This is a genomic window from Paraburkholderia adhaesiva (assembly GCF_021390575.1).
Classification (GTDB): domain Bacteria; phylum Pseudomonadota; class Gammaproteobacteria; order Burkholderiales; family Burkholderiaceae; genus Paraburkholderia; species Paraburkholderia adhaesiva.
Genome location: NZ_JAJEJQ010000001.1, coordinates 2,201,378 through 2,226,111, shown reverse-complemented (window position 1 = coordinate 2,226,111; position 24,734 = coordinate 2,201,378). Strand labels below are relative to the sequence as shown.

Genomic DNA, 24,734 nt, shown 5'->3' with positions numbered 1-24,734 from the left:
CCGTTTTTTTTTGTGCGTTCGAAGGCCGTGAACCGTGCTTAGCCGGCGGGTTGCTCCGCGGGCGCGGCGAGTTGTTCGAGCGCCTCGCCGGTCACGCGCACGACGCGCCAGTCGGGCAGCACGGTCGCGCCCATTTTTTCGTAGAAGCTGATGGCCGGCTGGTTCCAGTCGAGCACGGTCCACTCGAAGCGGGCGCACTGGCGCTCAAGGGCGATTGCCGCGAGCGCACGCAGCATCGCCGTGCCGAGGCCCGTGCCGCGCTGCGACGGCTGCACGTAGAGGTCTTCGAGATAGAGCCCGCGGCGGCCAAGAAACGTCGAGTAGTTATGGAAGAAGAGCGCATAGCCGACGACTCGCCCCGCATCCTCGGCGACGAGCGCCTCGGCCGCCGGACGTGCGCCGAAGAGCGCGTCGGCGAGGGCGTCTGTCGTCGCGACGAAAAGATGCGTGAGCTTCTCGAACTCGGCCAGTTCGTACATCAGCGCGTGCATCGCGCTGACGTCGGCGGGGGTGGCCGCGCGGATCGTTGCCGTCATTACGCTTCCTCTGGTACGTCGGAGAGATGGATCTCGATGCCGCCAAAGCGCGACGCGACCCAGTTGTACGCGTGGCAGGCGATCCAGAGCAGGACGAAGCCGAGAATCGCGTTGAGCAGCAGTGCGCTGAAAATCGTCGACAGTTCAACCGAGCCGTACCGGAAGAAGGCGACGAGCACGCCAAGCAGCACGATCGGCACGCTGAACGTCAGGTAGACGAGGATGAGCGCCTTGGCGGTCTGCCCCGGAGCGATGAACGAAATCTGTTTTTTCATGTTAGTCGGTCCGTATGACGTGGTGGACGTGCCGAATTTGACGATTGCGGGTAATGGGCGGCCCGCGTTAGACGAGGCCATCGAAAAGCATGACGTCGACGACGTCGCCGGCGTCGAGATCGGAAGCTTCATGGGCAAGCACAATAAAGCAATTTGCCTCGCTCATGGTGCTTAATGCGCCGGAACTTTGCGAACCCGTGGGCGCGACGCGCCACTGGCCTGTGCTGTCGCGCGTGGCGACGCCGCGCTGGAATTCGGTGCGGCCCGGGCGTTTCCGGATGGGCGCGTCGCAGCGGGCGGGGATCAGCGGCACCGGATGGGGCGTCGCGCCCGCCATGGCGAGCAGGGCGGGGCGCACGATCTGGTAGAAGGTGACCATGGTTGCCACCGGGTTGCCTGGCAATCCAAAGAGGAGCGCGGGATGCCCTGCGCCGGGCCGGCCGCCCGACCAGATGCGCCCGAACGCGAGCGGGCGACCCGGACGCATCGCGAGTCCCCAGAACGTGACGTCGCCGAGTGTTTCCACCTGTTCTCGCGTGAAGTCGGCGTCGCCGACCGAGACGCCGCCCGAGGTCAGTACGACATCGGCGCATTCCGCTGCCTGTCTGAGCGTGGCGCCCAGCGCGGCCGGGTCGTCGCGCACCATGCCGAGATCGATCGCCTCGACGTCGAGCCGCTTGAGCATGGCGCCGAGCGTGTAGCGGTTGCTGTCGTAGATGCAGCCCGCATCGAGTGAATCGCCCGGCGCACGCAATTCGTCGCCGGTCGAGAAGTACGCAACGCGCAGACGCTGTTTCACCTCGACGTCGACGAGCCCGAGCGACGCCAGCAAACCGATGTCGGACGCGCGCAGCACGCGGCCCGCGCGAAGCGCGGCGCGACCCTTCGCGAGGTCTTCGCCCTGGCGGCGCCGGTTCGCTCCGCGCGCGAGAGCCTTCGCCGCGAACGTGACGCTGTCGCCGTCCGGCTGCGTCTGTTCCTGTGGCACGACCGTGTCGCAGCCGGCGGGCATCGCCGCGCCGGTCATGATGCGCACGCAGGCGCGCTCGCCGATTTCGCCCGTGTACGGGTGCCCGGCGAACGCCTTGCCGACGATATTCAGCGTGAGCGGATCCGTTGCCCCTTCCAGCGCCGTACCGTCGAATGCGTAGCCGTCCATCGCGGAATTGTCGTGCGCGGGCACGTCGATCGGCGAAATGACGTCCGCTGCGAGCACGCGCGCAAGCGCGTCGCGCAGCGGCACGCGCTCACTGGCCGCCAGTGGCGTCACCCACTGAAGCACGATCGCCTGAGCGGCGCTGACGGGCATGGCTTGAGGATCGTAGCGAGTGACGCAACCGGACAGAGTGTTAAGCGTGGTCATCGGGTGGAGCAGCGGCGCGGGCGCACTGCGAGTGCGGCGATCGTCCTGATGGGCATGCCGGAGGATGGTGGGCGGCGACAGGCTGCTGGCCGGTCGCGTGCTTCAGGCACGGTCGAAGTCGGCGAGTTCCTGTAAGGAATTGATATTGTAAAACGCACGCTCGTCGGCAAACGGCACTTCCACCGTCTTGTGGCGCGCGTACCACGCGCGAACCTTGCGCTCACCCGCGTGCAGAAAGGCGGCGAGATCGTCCGCGAGCGACGTGCGAACGAGCGCGAACACCGGGTGCAGCGAGACATCGCCTGCGGCGTTCGTCGTGGTGACCGTGGCGATGTCGGCATCCTGCGCGAGCGCGGCTGCGGCGAGGTGCGCTGCGAGATCGGCGGGCAGCCACGGCGAGTCGCACGGTACGGCGAGCAGCCAGTTCGTGTGGCTGGCCTGCAACCCGGCGAGCAGACCGGCGAGCGGGCCGGGAAAGTCGGGCAGCGTATCGGCTAGAACGGCCGCGTGCCACGGTGCGCCGAGCGCCGCGTAGGTGTCGGTGTGCCGGTTTGCGCTGATTGCGAGCTCACCGACCTGCGGTGCGAGCCGCGCGAGCACATGTGCCGCGAGCGGCTGGCCACGCAGCACTTGCAGGCCTTTGTCGGCGCCGCCCATGCGCTGGCCGCGTCCTCCCGCGAGCACGAGGCCCGTGATGGAAGCAGCATCCAGGATTGATTCCATCGATGCGTCAGCCACCGATGTAGGACATTTCGATGCGCCGTTCGGCACGGGTGGCCGTCCCGGTGGCACTGCCGCGCAGTTGCGAGTAACGGTCGGTGCGACCCGTCCAGATCCGGGCAATGGCGGCCGAAATCGTCTCGTCGCTCGCGCCATTGCGCACGAGTGCGCGCAGGTCATAGCCCATCGACGCGAACAGGCACAGATACACCTTGCCCTCGGTCGACAGCCGTGCGCGCGTGCAGTCGCCGCAGAACGCGCGCGTCACGCTCGAAATCACGCCGATCTCGCCCGCGCCGTCCGCATAGCCCCAGCGCTGTGCGGTTTCGGCCGCGGTGTGCGCTTCGAGCGGCACGAGCGGGAAGTGCTCGGCGATGCGCGCGACAACGTCGGCGGACGGCAACACCTCAGCCATGTTCCAGCCGTTCGATGTGCCGACGTCCATGTATTCGATGAAACGCAGCGTAGTGCCCGACCCACGGAAGTGACGCGCCATCGGCACGATTTCGTGGTCGTTGGTGCCGCGCTTGACCACCATGTTGATCTTCAGCGGTGCGAGTCCCACGGCGTGCGCCGCCTCGATGCCGTCGAGCACGTCCGCGACGGCAAAGTCGGCGTCATTCATGCGGCGAAAGAGTGCGTCGTCGAGGGCATCGAGACTTACCGTGACGCGCGTAAGGCCCGCGTCTTTCAGCGCGCGCGCCTTGCGGGCGAGGATCGATCCGTTGGTGGTGAGCGTGACATCCAGTGGCTCGCCCTGGGGCGTGCGGAGTGCAGCGAGACGCTCGATCAGAAATTCGACGTTCTTGCGCAGCAGGGGCTCACCGCCGGTCAGGCGAATCTTGGTCACGCCTTGAGCGACGAAAAGCCGCGCAACACGCTCGATTTCTTCGAGCGAAAGGAGCGCGGAATGCGGCAGGAATTGATAGTTCTTGTCGAAAACTTCGCGCGGCATGCAGTAGACGCAGCGGAAGTTGCACCGGTCCGTGACGGAGATGCGCAGATCCTTCAACGGCCGCGCGAGCGTATCGAGAAGCTCGCCGCTGGGCGAAGGCACGGCCACGCCAGCTGTCGGGGGCGGCAGCGAGCGGAAATCGGCAACCGGGATCACGCGTCGGGACATGATTGTTTCGTATCAAACGTTATGTCGATTTTAGCCGAACACAAGGGTACCGGCGGATGGGGTGCGACGCTGTTGTACCAAAAAAAAGCCCGCCGAAGAAGGCGGGCTTTTTGCGGGGGGACGGTGTGCAGTGCACGACGTCCCCCGACTGGTTCACCGTGGGCCTTACTGCGCCTGGCGGTCCGTTTCGACTTGCTGCATCGGTGCCGAATCGACCGGTGGCAGCGGCTTGCGCTCGCGCGGCACGCGTGCCGGCTTGACGATCTGCGCGGCCGCGGCATGGGCGGCGTTCAGCTTGTCGGCGTCGGTGTTGACCCAGACGAGGCCCGCAGAGGCGAGCATCGGGGCCAGCGCCTCGGCTGACAGTGCGCTTGCTGCGGTCGCACGCGTAACGGCTTGCGGCGCGGGTGCAGCGGCGACCGGAGCGGCTTCCGCTTGTGCCACGGACTCGACCGGCTGCGGGGCGGGTTCGGCAACAGCCGGGGCTTCCACGCGGGCTTCGTGAGCCGGCACTTCGACCGGTGCCTGCACTGCGACGGGTGCAACAGCCACTTCGGGCGGCGCCACCGGTTCAACCGGTGCGACGGGTTCAGCCACAGCCGGGGCGACGTGCTCGATCGGCGCGGCAGCCTGTTCGGCCTGCGCTTCGATCTTCGACTCGACGGGCTGCGCCGCTTCCGGCAATGCCGTCACGATCACCGTTTCGGCGACGACAGCATGCACGGTCGCTTCCGACGATTTCGCTTCGGCCTGGACTTCCGGCTGCGCAACGACGGGGGCAACGATCGGGGCAACAACCGGTGCAACAACCGGTGCAACAACAGGCGCAACAGCGGCCGCAACGACGGGGGCAGCAACCGGCGCGATATCGGCATCATGCTCCGTTACCGATTCCGCGACATCCGCGTCGCCTTCCTGCGAGCCTTCGGCGGTCAGGCCTGCTGCACCTTCGACTTCACGCTCGCGACGGCCACCGCGGCGGCCGCGACGGCGACGACGACGTTCCTCGCCGTCACGCGGAGTGCCCGCGTCCTCGTCGGTGACGCCAGCCGGGACGCCTTCGGTCTGCACAGCGCCAGCGGTGTCGATGGCGGCTGCTTCGAGACGTGCTTCCTGGGCTTCGGCGGCCTCCGCCTGTTGCGGACGACGGCGTTGCTCGCCACGCTCGCCGCGCTCACGGCGCTCGCCACGTTCCTGACGCTCGCCACGCTCCTGGCGCTCACCGCGCGGTGAGCTGGCTTCCGCCGTCTCGCTACGGTCCTGACCGCGTTCGACGCGTTCGATTCGCTGCTCGCGCTGTTCGCGCGGCTCGCGTTCGGTACGGGTTTCGCGATTGTCCCGGCCCTCACGGCCTTCGCGGCCTTCACGCGGTTCCCGGGTAGCCCGGCCTTCGCGGCCTTCGCGTCCCTCACGCCCTTCACGCCCTTCACGCGGCTCACGTTCTTCACGGCGCTGCGACGGCTGGCCAGTGCGCGCGCCGCCTGCGGCTTCGCCGCGGCCTGCTGCGTCACGACCGCCACCGCGGCGATTGCGATTACGATCGCCACCCTTATCGCCGCGCTCGGTGCGTTCACCGCGTGCTTCGCGAGCCGGGCGGGCGGCCTTGTCCTGCTGTTCGACCGGAGCCGGTGCGGGCGTTGCAGCCGGTGCGCCACCGAAGAGGCGCTTGATCCAGCCGAAGAAACCGCCACCTGCAGCCGTCACGGCGGCCTGCGCGGCAGCGGGTGCTGCCTCGGCGGGCTTTGCCGTCGAAGTCGGGGCAGGACGCTCAGGCGTAATGCCCTTCACCGCGGCTTCCTGCTTGGGCTTGGCTTCGGCGCTGCGCTTGCTGTAGCCGGTTTCCGATTCGAGTTCGCGAGCCGCTTCCTCGGCCATCTTCCACGAGGCGCGCGGATCGTCGAGGCGCGCGTCGTCGTGGCGCAGGCGCTCGAGCTTGTAGTGCGGCGTTTCGAGGTGCTTGTTCGGAATCAGAACGACGGCAACCTTGAATCGCGACTCGATCTTGTTGATTTCCGAGCGCTTCTCGTTGAGCAGGAAGGCGGTCACTTCGACCGGCACCTGGCAGTGGATCGCCGCGGTGTTTTCCTTCATCGCCTCTTCCTGGATGATGCGCAGGACCTGGAGCGCCGACGATTCCGTATCGCGGATGTGACCCGTGCCGTTACAGCGCGGGCAGGTGACGTGGCTGCCTTCCGACAGGGCGGGGCGCAGACGCTGGCGCGACAGCTCCATCAGGCCGAAGCGCGAGATCTTGCCCATCTGCACGCGCGCGCGGTCGTGGCGCAGCGCGTCCTTCAGGCGCTGCTCGACTTCGCGCTGGCTCTTGGCCGACTCCATGTCGATGAAGTCGATCACGATCAGGCCGCCCAGGTCGCGCAGACGCAACTGGCGCGCGACTTCGTCGGCGGCTTCGAGGTTGGTGCGCGCGGCGGTTTCCTCGATGTCGGCGCCCTTGGTGGCGCGCGCCGAGTTCACGTCGATAGCGACAAGCGCTTCCGTGTGGTCGATAACGATTGCACCGCCGGACGGCAGCGGCACCGTGCGCGAGTACGCGGTTTCGATCTGGTGTTCGATCTGGAAACGCGAGAAGAGCGGGACGTCGTCGTGGTAGCGCTTCACCTTGTTGACGTTGTCCGGCATCACGATGTCCATGAAGGCGCGCGCCTGGTCATGGATCTCGGTGGTGTCGATGAGGATTTCGCCGATGTCCGGCTGGAAATAGTCGCGGATCGCGCGGATCACGAGGCTCGATTCCAGATAGATCAGCATCGGATTGCCGCTCTGGCCGGCCTGCGACGCGGCTTCGATGGCGCGCCACAGTTGCAGCAGGTAGTTCAGATCCCACTGGAGCTCTTCCGCCGAACGGCCGATGCCGGCCGTACGCGCGATGATGCTCATGCCGTCCGGCAGTTGCAGCTGCGCCATGGTTTCGCGCAGTTCCTGACGGTCGTCGCCCTCGATGCGGCGCGACACGCCACCGCCGCGCGGGTTGTTCGGCATCAGGACCAGATAGCGGCCGGCGAGCGAGATGAACGTGGTGAGGGCTGCGCCCTTGTTGCCGCGCTCTTCCTTTTCGACCTGGACGATCAGTTCCTGACCTTCCTTGAGTGCGTCCTGGATGCGCGCGGAGCGCATGTCGACGCCGTCGCGGAAGTACTGGCGGGCGACTTCCTTGAACGGCAGGAAGCCGTGGCGGTCTTCGCCGTAATTGACGAAACACGCTTCGAGCGACGGCTCGATGCGGGTGATGACGCCCTTGTAGATATTGCCTTTGCGCTGTTCGCGCCCGGCGGTTTCGATGTCGATGTCGATCAGCTTCTGTCCATCGACGATGGCGACGCGCAGTTCTTCCTGTTGCGTCGCGTTGAACAGCATTCGTTTCATTGAACGGCTCCAGAGCGGCTTCGCGCGCGGCCCGTGCCGGCGCCATGCGTCAAGCCTGGCGGCACAGGACGGGCAGCGGCAGGCCGCGCCTTAGGGTGTTTTCACAAGCACGCTGGAGCGGGAACGATGGCGGGGAGAATTGCCTTCAGGGCGCCCGGCCGGGTCATACGCAACGGATGCGATGTCCCGGATGGGCCGCGGGGGCACATGCGAATACGGCTTCAACAAGCGGCGTGACTTGCCGCGGGAGCGCGACGGCGCACCATTCCTCAACTTCCGGCTTTCCCGCTGGGCGCACGATGCGAGGCATCAGCACGCGCGACAGGCGGTACAGGCCTCTGCCGCCGCGGCGAACTGCGCACGCTGCCGGCAGAAACGGGTTTGCGGCTGCTGCAGTCGATACCTGCAATACCTGCGCCGCGCACGGGAAGTTTTCGAGGAACGCCCGTCTTCCCCCTCGGGGTGTCTTGCCACCTTTTGACGTCGCCATGTCCCGCACGTTGCCGGGACGCTTCGGGCGCTCGCCGTATTTCGCCACCGGCGCGTCCTCTCGCCGGTCACTTCGACCGTGCGCCGGGACTCACCGGATGAATTCTTTATACCAATGTTCCGTTACCGTCGGAGCCGTGCCTGACCGAACGTGCCTGTGGGCGCCGTCCCTGCCGGTGCGGATTTCCGTGCGTGCAACTCGTTGCTTCTCATCGTACGGGGTGAGCAACTAACCCCGGGCGCAAGTAAAATAACCGTTTATCGCTTGCAGCCTGCGCTGTCGGCACGGATCGAGGACCTGGCGGAATTGCCGTCTAGTCAACCGTCGTCGCGTGAGCGCTGGGCAAATTATATTCAGAATGAAAGGGTTAGGCAAAACATCCCAGAATCAGGTCGCAAGCGACCAGGTTTCGTTCGTCGAAATCGACGAGGGCGCGGCCGGTCAGCGCATCGACAATTTCCTTGTGCGCGTCTGCAAAGGCGTGCCGAAAAGCCACATCTACCGGATCCTGCGCAGCGGGGAAGTCCGCGTTAATAAGGGTCGGGTCGACGCCCAGTATCGGCTGTCGGAAGGCGATGTCGTGCGCGTGCCGCCCATTCGCACCGCTCAACCCGGCGCGAGCGCCGCGCCCGTGCCCGCCGGACACTTCTCGGTGCTCTACGAAGACGAGGGCCTGCTCGTGATCGACAAGCCCGCGGGCGTGGCCGTTCACGGCGGCAGTGGCGTGGCGTTCGGCGTGATCGAACAGTTGCGCGAGGCGCGGCCGCACGGCAAGTTCCTCGAACTGGTGCATCGGCTGGACCGCGAGACCTCCGGTATCCTCATGCTGGCCAAGAAGCGCGCGGCGCTGGTCGGCCTGCACGAGCAGATTCGCGAAAACAGCATGGACAAGCGCTATTACGCGTGTGTCCACGGCGACTGGGCCAGCGATTGGGGCCGCCGCCGTGCGGTGAAGGAGCCGTTGCACAAGTATCTGACCCCGGAAGGCGAGCGCCGCGTGCGCGTGCAGCCGGACGGTCTGGCGTCGCATACGGTGTTCAATCTCGTCGAGCGCTGGCCCGAATACGCGCTCCTCGAAGCCGAACTGAAAACCGGGCGCACGCACCAGATCCGCGTGCACCTCGCGCACCTCGGGTTGCCGATCGTCGGCGACGCCAAATATGGCGACTTCGCGCTCAATAAGGCGCTGGCGCGTCAGGGGGCGAATCCGGGCATCAAGCGCATGTTCCTGCACGCGCACCGGCTGAAGATTACGCACCCGATCACGCGCGAGACGCTCCAGTTCGAAGCGCCGCTGCCCGCGGAGTGCCGTCGTTTCATCGACGAACTGCGGGCCCAGCGCGAGGGAGCCGAAGGCGTCGGCAGGCCCGCCGCGCAGCCCGACTAGAACGACATTGCATTGGAGAAGGACCGCATGGCCCGAGAGCAATTTGACCTGATCGTGTTCGATTGGGATGGCACGCTGATGGATTCGACCGTCCATATCACGCGCAGCATCCAGGCCGCCTGCCGCGACCTGGGTTTGCCCGTGCCCGGCGACGAGGCTGCGAGTTACGTGATCGGCCTCGGCTTGCGCGAAGCGCTGCAGATTGCCGCGCCGACGCTCGATCCGGCCGACTATTCCCGCCTCGCCGAACGGTATCGCTTTCACTACCTCACCAAGGGCGAGGTGACGGAGCTTTTCGTCGGCGTGCGCGAGATGCTGGCCGAGCTGCGCGACCGCGGCTACCTGCTGGCCGTGGCGACGGGCAAGAGCCGCGTCGGTCTGAACCGTGCACTTGACGAGGCGCGCCTGACGAGCGTCTTCGACGGGACGCGCTGCGCCGACGAAACCTTCTCGAAGCCGCATCCGGCAATGCTCCACGAACTGACGCGCGAACTCGGGCAGGATAACGGCCGCACGCTCATGATCGGCGATACGACGCACGACCTGCAGATGGCGATCAATGCTGGCGTCGCAGGCGTCGGCGTGGGGTACGGAGCGCATTCGCCGGATTCGCTCGAAGCGCTCTCGCCGCGTTACGTCGCGTCGGACGTCGCGTCGCTCGCGCTCTGGCTACGGGAACACGCGTGAGCGCGACGGCCATCGATCCGGTGCGCGTCTGCGCGGCGGAAGAATTGCTCGAAGGCGGTATGGGTCACCGCCTGAACGTCACCTACTCGGGCGGCGATGCCGTGGTGTTCTTCGTGCGTTACGGCGGCGAGGTCTTCGGTTATCTGAACCGCTGCGCCCACGTACCCATGGAGCTTGACTGGGTGGAGGGGCAGTTCTTCGAATCTTCGGGCCTCTACCTGATGTGTGCGACACACGGCGCGATTTATGAGCCCGACACCGGCAAATGCGTGGGCGGTCCGTGCCGCGGAGGGCGGCTGCGGCCCGTGCGTGTTGAAGAACGGGACACGCCCGATGGCCGTGCGGTATTCTGGCTGCCAGACGAAGATCTGCGTCCGCAACAAACCTGACAAACCACCACACGCATGTCCGACAATCCGACCCCTGAATCGAACGAGCCGGCCCGTCCGGTCTCGGTGGACCGCAACGCGCCTGCGCCCGGCTGGGAGCGCGACGCGCTGGAGCGTATTGCGCTCGCCGCGGTAAACGAGCAGCGCGCCGCACGGCGCTGGAAGATCTTTTTCCGCTTTGCGTTTCTGTTCGTGTTGCTGGTGATCGCGTGGAGCGTGGTGGACCTGTCCGGCGCACGCGTCGAAAACGGTGGGCGCCATACGGCACTCGTGACGCTTGATGGCGAAATCGGGGCCGACACGAACGCGAATTCGGAGGACATCGACACCGCACTCCGGAGCGCGTTCGACGACGACGGCACGGCCGGCGTCATCCTGCACATCGACAGCCCGGGAGGCAGCCCGGTCCAGGCGAGCATCATCAACGGCGAGATCCAGCGACTGCGCGCGAAGTATCCGGCCATCCCCCTCTACGTCGTGGTCGGCGACATGTGCGCGTCGGGCGGCTATTTCGTCGCGGCCGCCGCCGACAAGATCTATGTGAACAAGGCGAGCATCGTCGGCTCGATCGGCGTGCTGATGGACGGTTTCGGCTTCACCGGCCTGATGGACAAGCTCGGTGTCCAGCGCCGGCTTCGCACGTCGGGCGAGAACAAGGGCTTCTTCGACCCGTTCTCGCCGGATACGCCGAAGATGGACGCCCACGCGCAGGCCATGCTCGACCAGATCCACCAGCAGTTCATCGACGCCGTGAAGGCCGGCCGCGGCAAGCGTCTGCACGAGACGCCCGACCTCTTCTCGGGCCTTTTCTGGACTGGCGAAAAGAGCGTGGAACTGGGGCTGGCGGACGGCTACGGCGATACCGATTACGTCGCGCGCGAAATCATCAAGGCGCCCGATGTGGTCGATTACACCGTCAAGCAGAGCTTGACCGACCGGATCGCGAAGCGCTTTGGCACGGCCGTGGGTACGGCGGCGGTTCATGCGTTGATTCTGGGCGGGACGAAGGTCGTCCGCTAACGCGCGTGTGGTGCCACGAACGGCCGCTTACGCATTGCGCAAGCGGCCGTTGTGTTTTTGAGGCTGCAGTGTGGGGCCGTTTTCGGGCCGCGGATGCACGCCCTCAGACGGCGAGCAGCAGGAAGATCGCTGGCCGCTTGTGCAGATCCGGCCCGGTGTGCCTCTTCCAGTCGGACACGGTGCGGCTCTGAATCGTCTCGGTGGGCAGCGTGAGGTCGGCGGCGACGCACACGAGCGTCGAAGGCGCGCAGGCGCTGAGCAGTGCGTCGAGCATCGTGCGATTGCGATACGGCGTCTCGATGAAGATCTGCGTCTGCTTTGCCTTACGCGAGTGCTGTTCCAGTTCGCGCAGCTTTTTCGCACGCTCGTTGGCGTCGACGGGCAGATAGCCGTGGAACGCGAAGCTCTGGCCGTTCAGGCCCGAAGCCATCAGCGCGAGCAGGATCGAACTCGGCCCGACGAGCGGCACGACCTTGATGCCGCGCTCGTGTGCGCGCCGCACGAGCAGGGCGCCTGGGTCGGCCACGGCGGGCACGCCCGCCTCGGAAACGAGTCCGGTGTCGATACCGGCGAGAAGCGGCGCGAGCAGCTTGTCGATCTCGCCGGCCGGCGTGTTGACGTTCAGTTCGCGAATCTCGATTTCCTGGATCGGCCGCGTGGTACCGACGCGCTTCAGAAACGCACGCGTCGTCTTCGCGTTTTCGCCGATATAGCTGGCGAGCGTCCCCGCGCGCTCGCGCACCGGCGCGGGCAGGACGGCGGCGAGCGCGGCTTCGTCGCCGTCACCGAGCGTATTCGGAATCAGATAAAGCGTGCCGGTCATTGCGCCTCCAGCAGCGGATAGCCCGCGGCGAGCAGCATGCGCGTGAGCGCGATCAGCGGCAAGCCGATCAGCGCGGTGGGGTCGTCCGACTCGATCGCTTCGAGCAGTGCAATGCCGAGTCCCTCCGATTTCGCGCTGCCCGCGCAGTCATAGGGTTCTTCGGCGCGCAGATAGGCGTCGAGGGCCGCGTCGGGCAGGTCGCGAAAGCGCACCTTCGTCACGACGTCGACGGTATCCGTTTGGCCAGTAGCGGTATCGAGCAGACTGAGTGCACTATGGAACAACACCTCGCGGCCGCGCATCGACTGCAACTGGGCCAGGGCGCGTTCGTGCGTGCCGGGCTTGCCGATCTGGTGCCCGTCGAAGGTGGCGACCTGATCCGAGCCGATCACGAGCGTGCGGCCTGCCGTCGCCGGAAGGGCGGCGGCTACGGCACGGGCCTTTGCCGCGGCAAGACGCAGCGCGGTGGCTTCGGGCGTCTCGCCGGCAAGCGGCGTTTCGTCGATGGCGGGCACAGTGGTCTGAAACGGAATGCGTAGCCGCTCCAGCAGTTCGCGGCGGTAGCGCGAGCTGGAGGCGAGAATCAGGGCGGGCCGGCTTGTGGCGGCAGTGGCTGGCGTGGCCGGACTTGGGAGCGAGGAATCCTGCATGGTCGATCGGTTAGAAAAAGCGGGGGCGGATAGCCGAAAAGTGAAGCTGCACAGGCACTTGCATCGGTGCAGTTAAGTGTTTGACTCGTAAAGACAAAGGCGATATGATTTTAGGCTTTTCATCGGTACGCTCGTTTCGCGTGCTGCCCCGTGTGTCCGCAAAATCGCAGTGCACACGACCAGCACGGACCCGCAACGAACCAGCACGCTGGCGCAGGAGCTTACAGGCCTTGTCTGCTTCTATGCGACGACTGTGCAAGCGAAAGTGGTAGCGACACGTGCCGACTGAACGCCTCGAAGCAGGAGCGCACATGACCGAACGGACTGAACCAGCGCGGACTGAACCAGCGCGGACTGAGCCGGCGGGCAAGCCCGCAGGCCCCATCGAGTCGCTGAATCCGCGCGATCTCGACATTTTCGAATTTGCGCGCAGCGGTCGCGAGGCCGCAGGGGCAGTGCGTCTGTCGCAACTGCCGCGCATGTTAAACGAAGTTCCGGCCGACGCGCCAGATCGTGACACCGTGTTCACGTGGCAGGCGGCAGGTTTCACGCAGCCGGAATTGCAGGACGACGGCGCCGAGGGGCAGCAGCCATATCTGCGGCTCGCGATTCACGGTACCGCATGGCTGACGTGTCAGCGTTGCCTCACTCCCAGTGAGCAGGCGTTCAACGCTGACCCTATCTTCCGTATCGTCCAGACGGAAGAAGAGGCGGACGAGTTTCCGCTCGACGACGATGAAGTCGAAGTGATCGTAGGCTCACGCCATTTCGATCTCATCGACTTGATCGAAGAGGAGCTGTTGCTTGCGCTGCCGCTCGTGCCGAAGCACGAAGTCTGTCCGGAAGTCCACGAAAGTCTTGCCTCGGGTGCCGACGGCGCGGACGGCGTGGATTCCGTGGACGATGTGCCGGAGCAGGAAATCGAAGCGGAGGAGCGCGTCAACCCGTTTGCGGCGCTCGAATCGCTGAAGAAGGACAGTCCCGGCGGCAAGCACTGAAGCAGCCGCAGGTGGCGGACAGTATTGACGCAGTAGTTTGGCGCAGTAGTCGCGCAGTTTTAGCGCGGTTTTGCGCAGTTATAGATACGTGGGCCTCGTCCCGGCGTCGGGTCATCCCCAGGGTGGCGGCCGCTGGACCGGGCTGTGATAGAATTCGCAAAATTTCTCAGGAGTTATCATGGCAGTTCAACAAAACAAGAAGTCGCCGTCGAAGCGCGGCATGCACCGCTCGCACGACTTCCTCACGGGCGCTCCGCTGGCTGTCGAGCCGAGCACGGGTGAAGTGCACCTGCGTCACCACGTCAGCCCGAACGGCTACTACCGCGGCAAGAAAGTCGTCAAGACCAAGAACGATTAATCGTTGCATTGTGCGGCGCCAGGTGGGGAACCGCGCGGTGCTGTGCATGGCGATTCTGTTCGCTTGACAATCTTCTGGCTCGGCAAAAAAGGCGGCATTTATCTGCCGCTTTTTTGTGCCTGAAATTCGTCGCATTCCATGACTGTTACGCTCACGATTGATTGCATGGGAGGCGACCACGGTCCGTCCGTGACGGTGCCTGCCGCAGTCAATTTCGTCCGTCTGCATCCCGATGTGCGTCTTATGCTCGTCGGTATCGAAACGGCGATCCGCGCCCAGTTGAAAAAGCTGAAGGCGCTGGACAATCCTGCGCTCTCCATCGTTCCCGCCACCGAGGTCGTCGAAATGGACGACCCGGTCGAGATCGCACTGCGCAAGAAGAAAGACTCGTCGATGCGCGTCGCGCTCAATCGCGTGAAGGACGGCGAGGCGCAGGCCTGCGTGTCCGCCGGCAACACCGGCGCGCTGATGGCCGTGTCGCGCTACGTGCTCAAGACGCTGCCCGGTATCGAACGCCCGGCCATCGCATCCGCGATGCCCACGCCCACTGGTTACACCACCGTCCTCGATCTCGGCGCCAACGTCGACTGCGAGCCGCAGCACCTGCTCCAGTTCGCGGAGATGGGCCATGCGCTCGTCGCCGCGCTCGAAGGCAAGGAGCGCCCGAGCATCGGGCTCCTGAATATCGGCGAAGAGGTCATCAAGGGCAACGACACCATCAAGCGCGCGGGTGAATTGCTGCGCGCAAGCACGCTGAACTTCTACGGTAATGTGGAAGGCAACGACATTTACAAGGGCACCGTCGACGTTATCGTCTGTGACGGTTTCGTTGGGAATGTCGCGCTGAAGACATCCGAGGGGCTCGCGCAGATGCTCAGCAATGCGCTCAGGGAAGAGTTCAGCCGCTCGTGGCTCACGAAGCTGATGGCGCTCGCAGCGATGCGCGTGCTCAAGCGCTTCGGGAAACGTTTCGACCATCGCCGGTACAACGGCGCGGCGCTGCTCGGCCTGAAAAGTGTCGTGATCAAAAGCCACGGCTCCGCAGACGCCTACGCGTTTGAGTGGGCGATCAAACGCGGGTATGATGCCGTCAAAAATGGCGTGCTGGAACGCCTCGCGCACGCTATGGACGAGAACTCAGGATCGCTCGAACGGGCGGCCGCCGCGTCTCCCAGCAGCCATTCCGGCGACCCGCTTCCGGGAGGAATTCCGCCCGGAACCGCATCTTCCCCGAAGGCATAATGACTCAACCGACTCTATTTTCCCGCGTACTCGGCACGGGCAGCTATCTTCCGCCTGATCGCGTCACCAATCAGGCGCTGGCTGAACGTCTCGCCGCGAAGGGTGTCGAGACGAGCGATGAGTGGATCGTCGCCCGCACGGGCATTCACGCGCGCCACTTTGCCGCGCCCGACGTCACCACGAGCGATCTCGCATTCGCCGCTTCGCAGCGCGCGATCGCGGCTGCCGACGTCGACCCGCAGTCGATCGACCTGATCATCGTCGCGACGTCCACGCCCGATTTCGTGTTTCCGAGCACTGCCTGCCTTCTGCAGAACAAGCTTGGCATTCGCAATCACGGTGCGGCGTTCGACGTCCAGGCTGTGTGCGCGGGCTTTGCCTACGCCGTTTCGATCGCCGACAGTCTGATCCGCAGCGGACAGCATCGCACGGCGCTCATCGTCGGCGCGGAGACGTTCTCGCGCATCCTCGATTTCAACGATCGCACCACGTGCGTGCTGTTCGGCGACGGCGCGGGCGCGATCGTACTGCAGGCATCCGACAAGCCGGGCGTGCTGTCGAGCGCGCTCCACGCAGACGGCAGCTACGCGCATATTCTCTGCACGCCGGGCCATGTGAGTGGTGGCGTGGTCGCTGGCAACGCGTTCCTGCACATGGACGGTCAGGCCGTGTTCAAGCTTGCGGTGAACGTGCTGGAGAAGGTCGCCATCGAGGCGCTGGAAAAGGCACAACTCAAACCCGAGCAGATCGACTGGCTGATTCCGCACCAGGCAAACATCCGCATCATGCAGGGCACCTGCCGCAAGCTCGGCCTCCCCGCCGAGCGCATGGTCGTCACGGTCGGCGAACACGGCAACACGTCGGCGGCGTCCATCCCGCTCGCATTGGACGTCGCAGTGCGCGACGGCCGTGTCAAGCGCGGCGACAACGTGCTGATCGAAGGCGTCGGCGGTGGGTTTACCTGGGGCGCTTCTGTCATCCGTTATTGATTTCGACTGGGCGCGTAGCGCCACGCCTGCTTGCCAGCGCGCGTAATGCGCGCGGTTCGCTGCGGCGCGCCGCCCGTCTGTATTGAACGAATTTGGGGTCGTTATGAAATTCGCATTTGTCTTTCCCGGCCAGGGCTCACAGGCAGTCGGCATGCTGGATGTTTTTGCCGATAGCGCCATCGTGCGTGAAACGCTGCAGGAAGCCTCCGATGCCCTGAACCAGGATCTCGGCAAGTTGATCGCCGAAGGCCCGGCCGATGAACTGAACCTCACCACCAACACACAGCCGGTGATGCTGAGCGCCGCTTATGCGGTCTATCGTGCCTGGCAGCAGGCGGGTGGCCCGCAGCCGGCGATCGTCGCTGGCCACAGCCTCGGCGAATACACAGCGCTCGTCGCTGCCGGCGTGCTCGCGTTTCGCGACGCTGTGCCGCTCGTGCGCTTCCGTGCGCAGGCGATGCAGAGTGCGGTGCCGGTAGGCGAGGGCGGCATGGCCGCCGTGCTCGGCCTCGACGATGACACCGTGCGCGCAGTCTGTGCAGAAGCCTCGGCCGCGGGTGGCGTAGTCGAAGCCGTGAACTTCAACGCGCCGGCGCAGGTCGTGATCGCGGGCCACAAGGCCGCGGTCGAAAAAGCGTGCGAGATTGCCAAGGCGAAGGGCGCGAAGCGTGCGCTGCCGCTGCCGGTTTCGGCGCCGTTCCACTCGTCGCTGCTCAAGCCTGCGTCGGACCAGTTGCGCGAATACCTCGCGAACGTGACGCTCAACGCACCGGTGATTCCCATCGTGAATAACGTCGACGTGGCGTTCGAAACCGATCCCGCGAAGATCCGCGACGCGCTGGTTCGCCAGGCCGCGGGTCCGGTGCGCTGGGTCGAGTGCGTACAGGCAATCGCGGCTCAAGGCGTCACGCACGTGATAGAGTGCGGCCCCGGCAAGGTGCTCGCGGGTCTCACGAAGCGCATCGACGGCAACCTCGTGGGCGCCTCGGTGGCGGACCCGAAGTCGCTCGAAGAAGCGCTCAAGCTCGCGACCGCCTGAGTAGTTAGCGGAGCAGTTACCCGGGTCACACTGGCAACGGATACAAGCGATGGAAAAGACTCTCGATAATCAAGCAGCGATCGTGACGGGTGCCTCGCGCGGCATCGGTCGGGCGATTGCACTCGAACTGGCGCGCCAGGGCGCGACAGTGATCGGCACCGCGACGAGCGAAGCGGGCGCACAGGCCATCACGGCGGCGTTCGAAGAAGCGGGCGTGAAGGGCCGCGGTGCGGTGCTCAACGTCAATGACGCGGCGGCGGCCGAAGCGCTGATCGACGCGACCGTGAAGGAATTCGGCGGTCTCGCGATTCTCGTGAACAACGCGGGCATCACGCAGGACAACCTCGCGATGCGGATGAAGGACGACGAGTGGGACGCCGTCATCGACACGAACCTGAAGTCGGTGTTCCGTCTCTCTCGCGCCGTGCTGCGTCCGATGATGAAGGCGCGTACCGGCCGCATCATCAACATTACGTCGGTGGTGGGCTCGTCGGGCAATCCCGGTCAGGCGAACTATGCCGCCGCGAAGGCTGGCGTGGCGGGCATGACGCGCGCACTGGCCCGCGAGATCGGTAGCCGTGGCATCACCGTGAATTGCGTCGCGCCGGGCTTCATCGACACCGATATGACGAAAGATCTGCCTGCCGAACAGCAGGCAGCGCTCAAACAGCAGATTCCGCTGGGCCGCCTTGGCAGCCCGGAGGACATCGCTCACGCGGTTGCGTTCCTCGCATCCGCGCAGGCGGGCTACATCACCGGCACGACGCTGCACGTGAACGGTGGCATGTATATGTCGTAACGAGATTCGGGTACTATCCGCGCCTTGATGCGTTTGCTGGATCGCTTTCTCAAACGCCGTCGCGTATAGCACATCTGGAACCTCGAGTGCCGCTTTTCTGCCAGGTTAAACCTGCTAAAATGCGCGCACTCGCATTCATGAACTGACTTTTTCCCTTGGAGGGGTAATGGATAACATCGAACAGCGCGTCAAGAAGATCGTCGCCGAACAACTGGGCGTCGCCGAAGCCGAAATCAAGAACGAAGCTTCGTTCGTTAACGACCTGGGCGCCGACTCGCTCGACACCGTCGAACTCGTGATGGCCCTCGAAGACGAATTCGGCATGGAAATTCCTGACGAAGAAGCCGAGAAGATCACGACGGTCCAGCAAGCCATCGACTACGCTCGCGCGAACGTCAAGGCCTAAGGGCATTCAGGCGCCAATTGTCCGCGGTTGCGCAGTTAGCCCTACAGTTTCCCCTGCAGTCGCTTCTGCAGTTGTCACTTAAGGGGCTGCGCCTGCGTCGCGCAAGCGACCCGCCAGGACTTTCGCCAGTGAACCCGCAAACGAGCGCCGCACTTGCTGGCGCGCTCTTGCCGGTCAAACAGCCACAGGGCTCACAGGAGCATTTCCTGTGGCCACTGTGGCTTTTGTTTTTGTCATCTATGGAAAAGGGGTTACCGTGAGCCGCCGTCGAGTCGTCGTTACAGGCCTCGGACTGATTTCGCCTGTTGGCAATAATGTTGCCGACGGCTGGGCCAATGTGGTCGCCGGCAAGTCCGGCATTGCCAATATCACGAAGTTCGATGCCACGAACTTTTCGACCCGCTTCGCCGGTGAGGTCAAGGACTTCAACGTCGAGGATTACATGCCGGCGAAAGAAGCCCGGCACATGGATACGTTCATCCATTTCGGCATCGCCGCGGGCATCCAGGCAATGCAGGATAGCGGCATCGAGATCACCGAAGAGAATGCCGAACGCGTCGGCGTCGTGGTGGGCTCGGGTATCGGCGGCCTGCCGATGATCGAAGTCACGCAGACCGAACTGCTGAACCGCGGCCCGCGCCGTATTTCGCCGTTCTTCGTGCCCGCGTCGATCATCAACATGATCTCCGGCCATCTGTCGATCAAGTATGGCCTCAAGGGCCCGAATCTCTCGATGGTCACGGCCTGCACGACCGGCCTGCACTGCATCGGCGAAGCATCGCGCCTCATCGAGTACGGCGACGCCGACGTGATGATCGCAGGCGGTGCAGAATCGACCGTTTCGCCGCTCGGTGTCGGTGGTTTCGCGGCAGCGCGTGCGCTCTCGCAGCGCAACGACGATCCTGCGACGGCGAGCCGTCCGTGGGACAAGGACCGCGACGGCTTTGTGCTGGGCGAGGGCGCGGGTGTGATGGTCCTCGAAGAGTACGAGCACGCGAAGAAGCGCGGCGCGAAGATTTACGCGGAAATCAGCGGCTATGGCATGAGCGGCGACGCGTATCACATGACCGCGCCGCTCGAAGACGGCGACGGCGCACGCCGCTGCATGCTGGCGGCACTGCGTAACGCGGGCATCAACGCCGACCAGGTGAACTGGGTGAACGCGCACGGCACGTCGACGCCGCTTGGCGACCTCGCGGAAACCATCGCGATCAAGCGCGCATTCGGTGACCACGCGAAGGACATCGTCGTGAATTCGACGAAGTCGATGACCGGGCACCTGCTCGGTGGCGCTGGCGGTCTCGAATCGGTGTTCTCGGTGCTTGCCGTGCACAACCAGATCTCGCCTCCGACGATCAACATCTTCAACCAGGACCCCGAATGCGACCTGGACTACTGCGCGAACACCGCGCGGGAGATGAAGATCGACGTCGCGCTGAAGAACTCGTTCGGGTTCGGTGGCACGAACGGCACGCTGGTCATCAAGCGCCACGTTTGACCCACAGCGACGATCAAGCGGCTGCGCCGGACTTCCCGGCCAGCCGCGATTCCGCTTTCCTCTCGCGGCGCGTTGACGTGCCGCGCATCATGTTGCGCCCGTCCGTGGCGCTTCATCTCGTTCTTGCGACGGCTATCGGCTTGGCAGTGGCGGCCTTGTATACGACACTGGCGCCCTGGCTTGGCGCCGTGCGTGCCGTTCCACCTACATTGGCTTTCCTTGCCGTCTGCGGGCTGGCAGCCGCGGCCTGGCGTCGCGAGCAACCCGCTGTCATCGAAATCGGGCCGGATTCGATCGCGGCCTGTTCGCGCCATGGGGCCCGAATTGCGCAAGGACGTTTGACCGGCGCATCCCAATGGGGCACCAGCCTCCTCGCGCTGGACCTGCGAAGCGGCAAGCGGCGCGCAACTGTACTGATTGCCGCCGATTCGCTCGACGCCGACGCTTTTCGCGCGCTGGCCGTCCGGGCGCGTTGCGCCGCCGGACGGTGAGCGCCCATCCTGCTCCGACAGTGAGCCACGACACTCGCTGTAAAGACTGTAACCGGTGATATTCGCGTAACGTGACGGGTGTGCGAGGGGCGCTACAATGGTCGCCCCGCGTCTACCATGAGCTAACGGATTTTTCAGGTGAGTGAAAAAGAAATCGATCAGGTACTTGTTGAACGTGTGCAGAAAGGCGACAAGGCCGCGTTCGAGCTTCTGGTCTCGAAATACCACCGCAAGATCATCCGTCTGATCTCGCGCCTCGTGCGGGATCCCGCGGAGGTCGAGGACGTGGCGCAGGACGCCTTTATCAAGGCGTACCGGGCGTTGCCGCAGTTTCGCGGCGAATCGGCTTTCTATACCTGGTTGTACCGTATTGCCGTCAACACGGCGAAGAACTACCTTGCAACCCAGGGAAGACGTGCCCCCACATCTACCGAAGCAGATGCAGAAGAAGCTGAAACTTTCTCGGACGCCGATCAACTAAGGGATATCAATACGCCCGAGTCGTTGTTGATGAGCAAGCAGATCGCCGAGACGGTGAATGCTGCCATGGCGGTTTTGCCGGAAGAACTGCGCACCGCCATTACACTTCGGGAAATTGAAGGTTTGAGCTACGAGGAAATTGCTGAGATGATGGGTTGCCCGATCGGCACTGTCAGATCGAGAATTTTTCGTGCGCGCGAGGCCATTGCGGCAAAATTGCGTCCGTTGCTGGACACTCCGGAGGGCAAGCGCTGGTAGCGGGTAATCCGCCCAGCGTGTCCTTCGGGCGCGGATACGATTCACGGGGTTGGTGTCGGGTTGCTGTCTCTATGGGGCAGTTAGTCAGGAAATGGGGAGCATCATGGGATCGGTCTCGATGCAATCGGTGTCAGGCTCGCGCGGCGAGCGTCTGTCCGCGTTCGTCGACGGGGAATTGCCAGCCGGCGAGCATCCGAACGGTGTTTTTGCTGAACTCGATCAAGCCGATTACGCGGCGTGGTCGGTGTATCACTTGATCGGCGATGTGATGCGTTCGGACGACCTCGCGGTCAAACCGGCCGCGAGCCAGTCGTTCATGGCGGGATTCGCCGCACGCTTCGAGGCCGAGCCGCATGTGCTGGCGCCCGCGGCGCTGCCGGCCAGCCGCGCGAGGCGCATCCTCGCGCTGCGTCACCGCGTTGTCCCCACGCTCGCGGTTGCCGCTGCGGCTGCTACGCTCACGTGGATCGTCGTGCCGCAAATGCACGGCGTTGGCGTTGGCGGCGGCACGCAGGTTGCGTCGGTGGCCTCGTCGCAGGCTAATGGAGTCCAGCGTGTCGCGATGAATGCGGCGCCGGTGCAGACCGCCGCGACCCAGGACGGCAACTTCATTCGCGACGCACGTCTCGACGCGTATCTGGAAGCCCATCAGCAGTTTGCCCAACAACCGGTGATGCTGGATTCCATGCCGCTGATCCGGGCTGCCGCAATTCCGGCGCAACCCACGCAACACCAGTGAGTCTGATGCAGACATTGCGGTTCAATAAAACGACGAATTGGGGGCGGCTGCCGGCATTCCTGTGCTGTGCGGCCGTATTGCTAACCGCTCTGCCTGCGGTCGCGAGCACGTCGCAGGGCGCGTCGGCTCCAGATGTTGCGGCGCAGCAAGGCGCGGGTCAATGGCTCGACCGCATCCACCAGGCCGCCCAGCAGCAAAATTACGAAGGTACGTTCGTCTATCAGCGCGGCGCGTTCGTGCAGTCGTCGCGAATCGCGCACTACGCGACGAAGACCGACGGTGAATACGAGCAGCTGGAAAGCCTCGACGGCAAGCCGCGCAAGCTCCTGCGCCACAACGACGACGTCTATACGTTCGTACCCGAGCGCAAACTTCTCGTCATCGAGAAGCGCCAGAACAAGGATGCCTTCCCGGCACTGCTCTCCACCAGCGGCGACCAGGTGCTGTCCGTCTATACGCCGAAGATGCTCGGCGCCGACCGTGTCGCGGGCGTCGACAGCAAGGTCATCCAGCTCGATCCGAAGGACGGCTACCGCTTCGCTTACAAGTTCTGGGCCGACGCCAAAACGGGTCTCCTGTTGCGCGCGCAGACGCTCGATCCCGCGACCGGGCAGGTGCTGGAACAGCTTTCGTTCACACAGGTTCGTATAGGCGTCCCGCTGGACAACACCGCAATCATCAACGGCATGCGCAATACGGCTGGCTGGAACGTCGTGCACCCGCCGCTCGAACCGGTTGATATGGAGGCGCAGGGTTGGCGTTTCGGCACGACAGTGCCGGGTTTCCGCAAAATTCGCGAACTGCGCCGCCCGATGGCCGCGAGCGACTCGAGCGATCCGCCCATTCCCGTCGATCAGGCCGTGTTTTCCGACGGACTCGCCGCTATCTCAATTTTTGTTGAGCCGGTCGCGCACAACAATCGCAAGGAAGGCTCGGGCAGCGACGGTGCTACCCACGTCCTCGTGAAGCGTAGTGGCGACTACTGGATTACGCTGCTCGGCGAAGTGCCCCAGACCACGTTGCAGCAGTTCGCGTCTGCCATAGAATATAAGGCTCCTAGGTAAAATCCTTCGGCTGACTACAAAATGACGATTCTTCCGCTGCGCAAATTGTTCGCGGCCGCGGTGCTTGCGGCGTGCCTGCCGTTTGCACCGCATGTGGCGTCGGCGGCACCGGCCGCCAACTTGCCCGATTTCACCGATCTGGTCGACAAGGTCGGACCCTCCGTCGTCAACATCCGCACCACGACGCGCGTGAGTTCCGCGCAGCGCGGCCTGCCGCCGGGCGTGGACAACGGCGACATGTCGGAGTTTTTCCGCCGTTTCTTCGGCATTCCGCTGCCTCAGAGTCCCCAGGGCCAGTTGCCGCGTGGCGGGCAGCAGGGTGACCAGGATCAGCCGTCGCCCGATAACGGCGGTAACGACCCCGAGCAGAGCAGCGGTGTCGGCTCGGGCTTCATCCTGTCGAGTGACGGCTACGTGATGACCAATGCGCACGTCATCGACGACGCTGACACCATCTACGTCACGCTCACCGACAAGCGCGAGTTCAAGGCAAAGCTGATTGGCGTCGACGAGCGCACGGACGTCGCCGTCGTCAAGATTCAGGCGAGCAATCTGCCGGCCGTGACCATCGGCGATTCGAAGAAGCTGCGCGTGGGCGAGTGGGTTGTCGCGATCGGCTCGCCGTTCGGGCTCGAAAACACCGTCACGGCGGGCATCGTCAGCGCCAAGGGGCGCGACACGGGCGACTATCTGCCGTTCATCCAGACCGACGTGGCCGTGAACCCGGGCAATTCGGGTGGTCCGCTCATCAACATGCAGGGCGAGGTCATCGGCATCAACTCGCAGATCTACAGTCGGACCGGCGGCTTCATGGGCATCTCGTTCGCGATTCCGATCGACGAAGCGATGCGCGTCGCCGATCAGCTGCAGCGGTCCGGCAAGGTCACGCGCGGTCGCATCGCGGTGGCGATCGGCGAGGTGACGAAGGATGTCGCCGACTCGCTCGGGTTGCCGAAGGCGCAGGGCGCGCTGGTGTCGAGCGTCGAGCCGGGTGGCCCGGCCGATAAGGCCGGCGTCCAGCCGGGCGACATCATCACGAAGTTCAACGGTCAGTCCGTCGAAGCCGCGACCGACCTGCCGCGCATGGTGGGCGACACGAAGCCGGGCACCAAGGCGACGATCACGGTCTGGCGCAAGGGACAGACGCGCGAACTGCCGATCACGATTGCCGAAATGCAAACCGAGAAGTCGGCGAAGGGCGACCCCAAGAAGGCGCCCGAGCCGAAGCCGCGCGCATCGAATGTGCTTGGCCTCTCGGTGTCCGACATTCCGGCCGACCAGTTGACGCAATTGAAGATCAAGGGCGGCGTGCTGGTGGATTCGGTCGATGGCCCGGCGGCACGCGCCGGTCTGCAGAAGGGCGACATCATCCTGCGACTGGGCGACACCGATATCACGGGCGTGAAGCAGTTCCAGGAAGTGACCTCGCGCCTCGATCCGCAGAAGATGGTGGCCGTCCTCGTACGGCGCGGCGACAACACGCAATTCGTGCCGATCCGGCCGCGCAGCCCGGCACAGAAATGACG

The 24,734-nt window shown here is 64.7% G+C and carries 25 protein-coding genes; 17 read left to right on the top strand and 8 right to left on the bottom strand.

Annotated features, from left to right (window positions below):
• Nucleotides 1–38: 38 nt before the first annotated feature.
• The 6 genes from L0U80_RS10065 to L0U80_RS10040 all read right to left on the bottom strand — a co-directional run bounded on the left by L0U80_RS10065 (nt 39) and on the right by L0U80_RS10040 (nt 7,401).
• Entirely contained in the window at nt 39–536 is a 498-nt protein-coding gene (locus tag L0U80_RS10065; protein ID WP_233863814.1) for a GNAT family N-acetyltransferase, read from the bottom strand.
• Nucleotides 536–811, bottom strand: a complete 276-nt coding sequence (locus L0U80_RS10060; RefSeq protein ID WP_124149063.1) for a hypothetical protein — start codon at nt 809–811, stop codon at nt 536–538. The genes L0U80_RS10065 and L0U80_RS10060 overlap by 1 nt, the downstream gene beginning before the upstream one ends.
• Nucleotides 812–878: 67 nt before the next feature.
• Entirely contained in the window at nt 879–2,174 is a 1,296-nt protein-coding gene (gene moeA / locus L0U80_RS10055) for a molybdopterin molybdotransferase MoeA (RefSeq protein WP_233863812.1), read from the bottom strand.
• A gap of 102 nt (nt 2,175–2,276) precedes the next feature.
• A complete protein-coding gene (mobA, locus tag L0U80_RS10050; protein ID WP_233863809.1) occupies nt 2,277–2,897 on the bottom strand; it encodes a molybdenum cofactor guanylyltransferase MobA in 621 nt (206 codons plus the stop codon).
• A gap of 7 nt (nt 2,898–2,904) precedes the next feature.
• Nucleotides 2,905–4,017, bottom strand: a complete 1,113-nt coding sequence (gene moaA / locus L0U80_RS10045; protein WP_233863808.1) for a GTP 3',8-cyclase MoaA — start codon at nt 4,015–4,017, stop codon at nt 2,905–2,907.
• Nucleotides 4,018–4,182: 165 nt separating this feature from the next.
• On the bottom strand, nt 4,183–7,401 hold the full coding sequence (locus tag L0U80_RS10040) for an Rne/Rng family ribonuclease (RefSeq protein ID WP_233863806.1): 3,219 nt from the start codon (nt 7,399–7,401) through the stop codon (nt 4,183–4,185).
• An 848-nt stretch (nt 7,402–8,249) separates the two neighbouring features.
• Here L0U80_RS10040 and L0U80_RS10035 point away from each other — a divergent pair.
• The 4 genes from L0U80_RS10035 to L0U80_RS10020 are packed head-to-tail and all read left to right on the top strand — an operon-like array spanning nt 8,250 to nt 11,374.
• A complete protein-coding gene (locus tag L0U80_RS10035) occupies nt 8,250–9,278 on the top strand; it encodes an RluA family pseudouridine synthase (RefSeq protein ID WP_233863805.1) in 1,029 nt (342 codons plus the stop codon).
• A 27-nt stretch (nt 9,279–9,305) separates the two neighbouring features.
• On the top strand, nt 9,306–9,965 hold the full coding sequence (locus tag L0U80_RS10030) for an HAD-IA family hydrolase (protein ID WP_233863802.1): 660 nt from the start codon (nt 9,306–9,308) through the stop codon (nt 9,963–9,965).
• A complete protein-coding gene (locus tag L0U80_RS10025; protein WP_308444851.1) occupies nt 9,962–10,354 on the top strand; it encodes a Rieske (2Fe-2S) protein in 393 nt (130 codons plus the stop codon). Before L0U80_RS10030 ends, L0U80_RS10025 begins: the two co-directional genes overlap by 4 nt.
• 15 nt (nt 10,355–10,369) lie before the next feature.
• Nucleotides 10,370–11,374 (top strand): S49 family peptidase, encoded by a 1,005-nt coding sequence (locus L0U80_RS10020; RefSeq protein WP_233863800.1) that lies wholly within the window; start codon nt 10,370–10,372, stop codon nt 11,372–11,374.
• Between the two features lie 103 nt (nt 11,375–11,477).
• Here L0U80_RS10020 and L0U80_RS10015 read toward each other — a convergent pair whose 3' ends face one another.
• Both L0U80_RS10015 and L0U80_RS10010 read right to left on the bottom strand, forming a co-directional pair.
• On the bottom strand, nt 11,478–12,197 hold the full coding sequence (locus L0U80_RS10015) for an SAM-dependent methyltransferase (protein ID WP_233863798.1): 720 nt from the start codon (nt 12,195–12,197) through the stop codon (nt 11,478–11,480).
• Complete coding sequence (locus tag L0U80_RS10010; RefSeq protein WP_233863796.1) at nt 12,194–12,847, bottom strand: Maf-like protein; 654 nt, start codon at nt 12,845–12,847, stop codon at nt 12,194–12,196. The genes L0U80_RS10015 and L0U80_RS10010 overlap by 4 nt, the downstream gene beginning before the upstream one ends.
• 311 nt (nt 12,848–13,158) lie before the next feature.
• Between L0U80_RS10010 and L0U80_RS10005 the strand changes: the two genes are divergently transcribed.
• From L0U80_RS10005 to L0U80_RS09945, 13 genes are all read left to right on the top strand, one after another.
• A complete protein-coding gene (locus tag L0U80_RS10005) occupies nt 13,159–13,845 on the top strand; it encodes a DUF177 domain-containing protein (protein ID WP_233863795.1) in 687 nt (228 codons plus the stop codon).
• A 178-nt stretch (nt 13,846–14,023) separates the two neighbouring features.
• A complete protein-coding gene (gene rpmF / locus L0U80_RS10000; RefSeq protein WP_014191965.1) occupies nt 14,024–14,203 on the top strand; it encodes a 50S ribosomal protein L32 in 180 nt (59 codons plus the stop codon).
• 138 nt (nt 14,204–14,341) lie between these two features.
• On the top strand, nt 14,342–15,445 hold the full coding sequence (gene plsX, locus L0U80_RS09995; RefSeq protein ID WP_373322137.1) for a phosphate acyltransferase PlsX: 1,104 nt from the start codon (nt 14,342–14,344) through the stop codon (nt 15,443–15,445).
• On the top strand, nt 15,445–16,434 hold the full coding sequence (locus L0U80_RS09990; RefSeq protein ID WP_233863793.1) for a beta-ketoacyl-ACP synthase III: 990 nt from the start codon (nt 15,445–15,447) through the stop codon (nt 16,432–16,434). Before plsX ends, L0U80_RS09990 begins: the two co-directional genes overlap by 1 nt.
• Nucleotides 16,435–16,537: 103 nt before the next feature.
• Entirely contained in the window at nt 16,538–17,473 is a 936-nt protein-coding gene (gene fabD / locus L0U80_RS09985) for an ACP S-malonyltransferase (protein ID WP_233863792.1), read from the top strand.
• Nucleotides 17,474–17,522: 49 nt separating this feature from the next.
• Nucleotides 17,523–18,272, top strand: a complete 750-nt coding sequence (fabG, locus tag L0U80_RS09980; protein WP_233863791.1) for a 3-oxoacyl-ACP reductase FabG — start codon at nt 17,523–17,525, stop codon at nt 18,270–18,272.
• Nucleotides 18,273–18,438: 166 nt separating this feature from the next.
• Nucleotides 18,439–18,678: an acyl carrier protein gene (gene acpP, locus L0U80_RS09975; RefSeq protein WP_004197638.1), complete on the top strand. Its 240-nt coding sequence runs from the start codon at nt 18,439–18,441 to the stop codon at nt 18,676–18,678.
• Nucleotides 18,679–18,934: 256 nt separating this feature from the next.
• Entirely contained in the window at nt 18,935–20,176 is a 1,242-nt protein-coding gene (gene fabF / locus L0U80_RS09970) for a beta-ketoacyl-ACP synthase II (protein ID WP_233863790.1), read from the top strand.
• Nucleotides 20,173–20,667, top strand: a complete 495-nt coding sequence (locus tag L0U80_RS09965) for a protein YgfX (RefSeq protein WP_233863789.1) — start codon at nt 20,173–20,175, stop codon at nt 20,665–20,667. Before fabF ends, L0U80_RS09965 begins: the two co-directional genes overlap by 4 nt.
• Before the next feature lie 138 nt (nt 20,668–20,805).
• Nucleotides 20,806–21,405 (top strand): RNA polymerase sigma factor RpoE, encoded by a 600-nt coding sequence (rpoE, locus tag L0U80_RS09960; RefSeq protein WP_233863788.1) that lies wholly within the window; start codon nt 20,806–20,808, stop codon nt 21,403–21,405.
• A 103-nt stretch (nt 21,406–21,508) separates the two neighbouring features.
• On the top strand, nt 21,509–22,144 hold the full coding sequence (locus L0U80_RS09955; protein ID WP_233863787.1) for a sigma-E factor negative regulatory protein: 636 nt from the start codon (nt 21,509–21,511) through the stop codon (nt 22,142–22,144).
• Between the two features lie 5 nt (nt 22,145–22,149).
• Nucleotides 22,150–23,208, top strand: a complete 1,059-nt coding sequence (locus L0U80_RS09950; protein ID WP_233863786.1) for a MucB/RseB C-terminal domain-containing protein — start codon at nt 22,150–22,152, stop codon at nt 23,206–23,208.
• 21 nt (nt 23,209–23,229) lie between these two features.
• The gene (locus L0U80_RS09945) at nt 23,230–24,732 is read left to right on the top strand and encodes a DegQ family serine endoprotease (RefSeq protein ID WP_233863785.1); all 1,503 of its coding nucleotides are present in this window, start codon (nt 23,230–23,232) and stop codon (nt 24,730–24,732) included.
• The last annotated feature ends 2 nt before the right edge of the window (nt 24,733–24,734 follow it).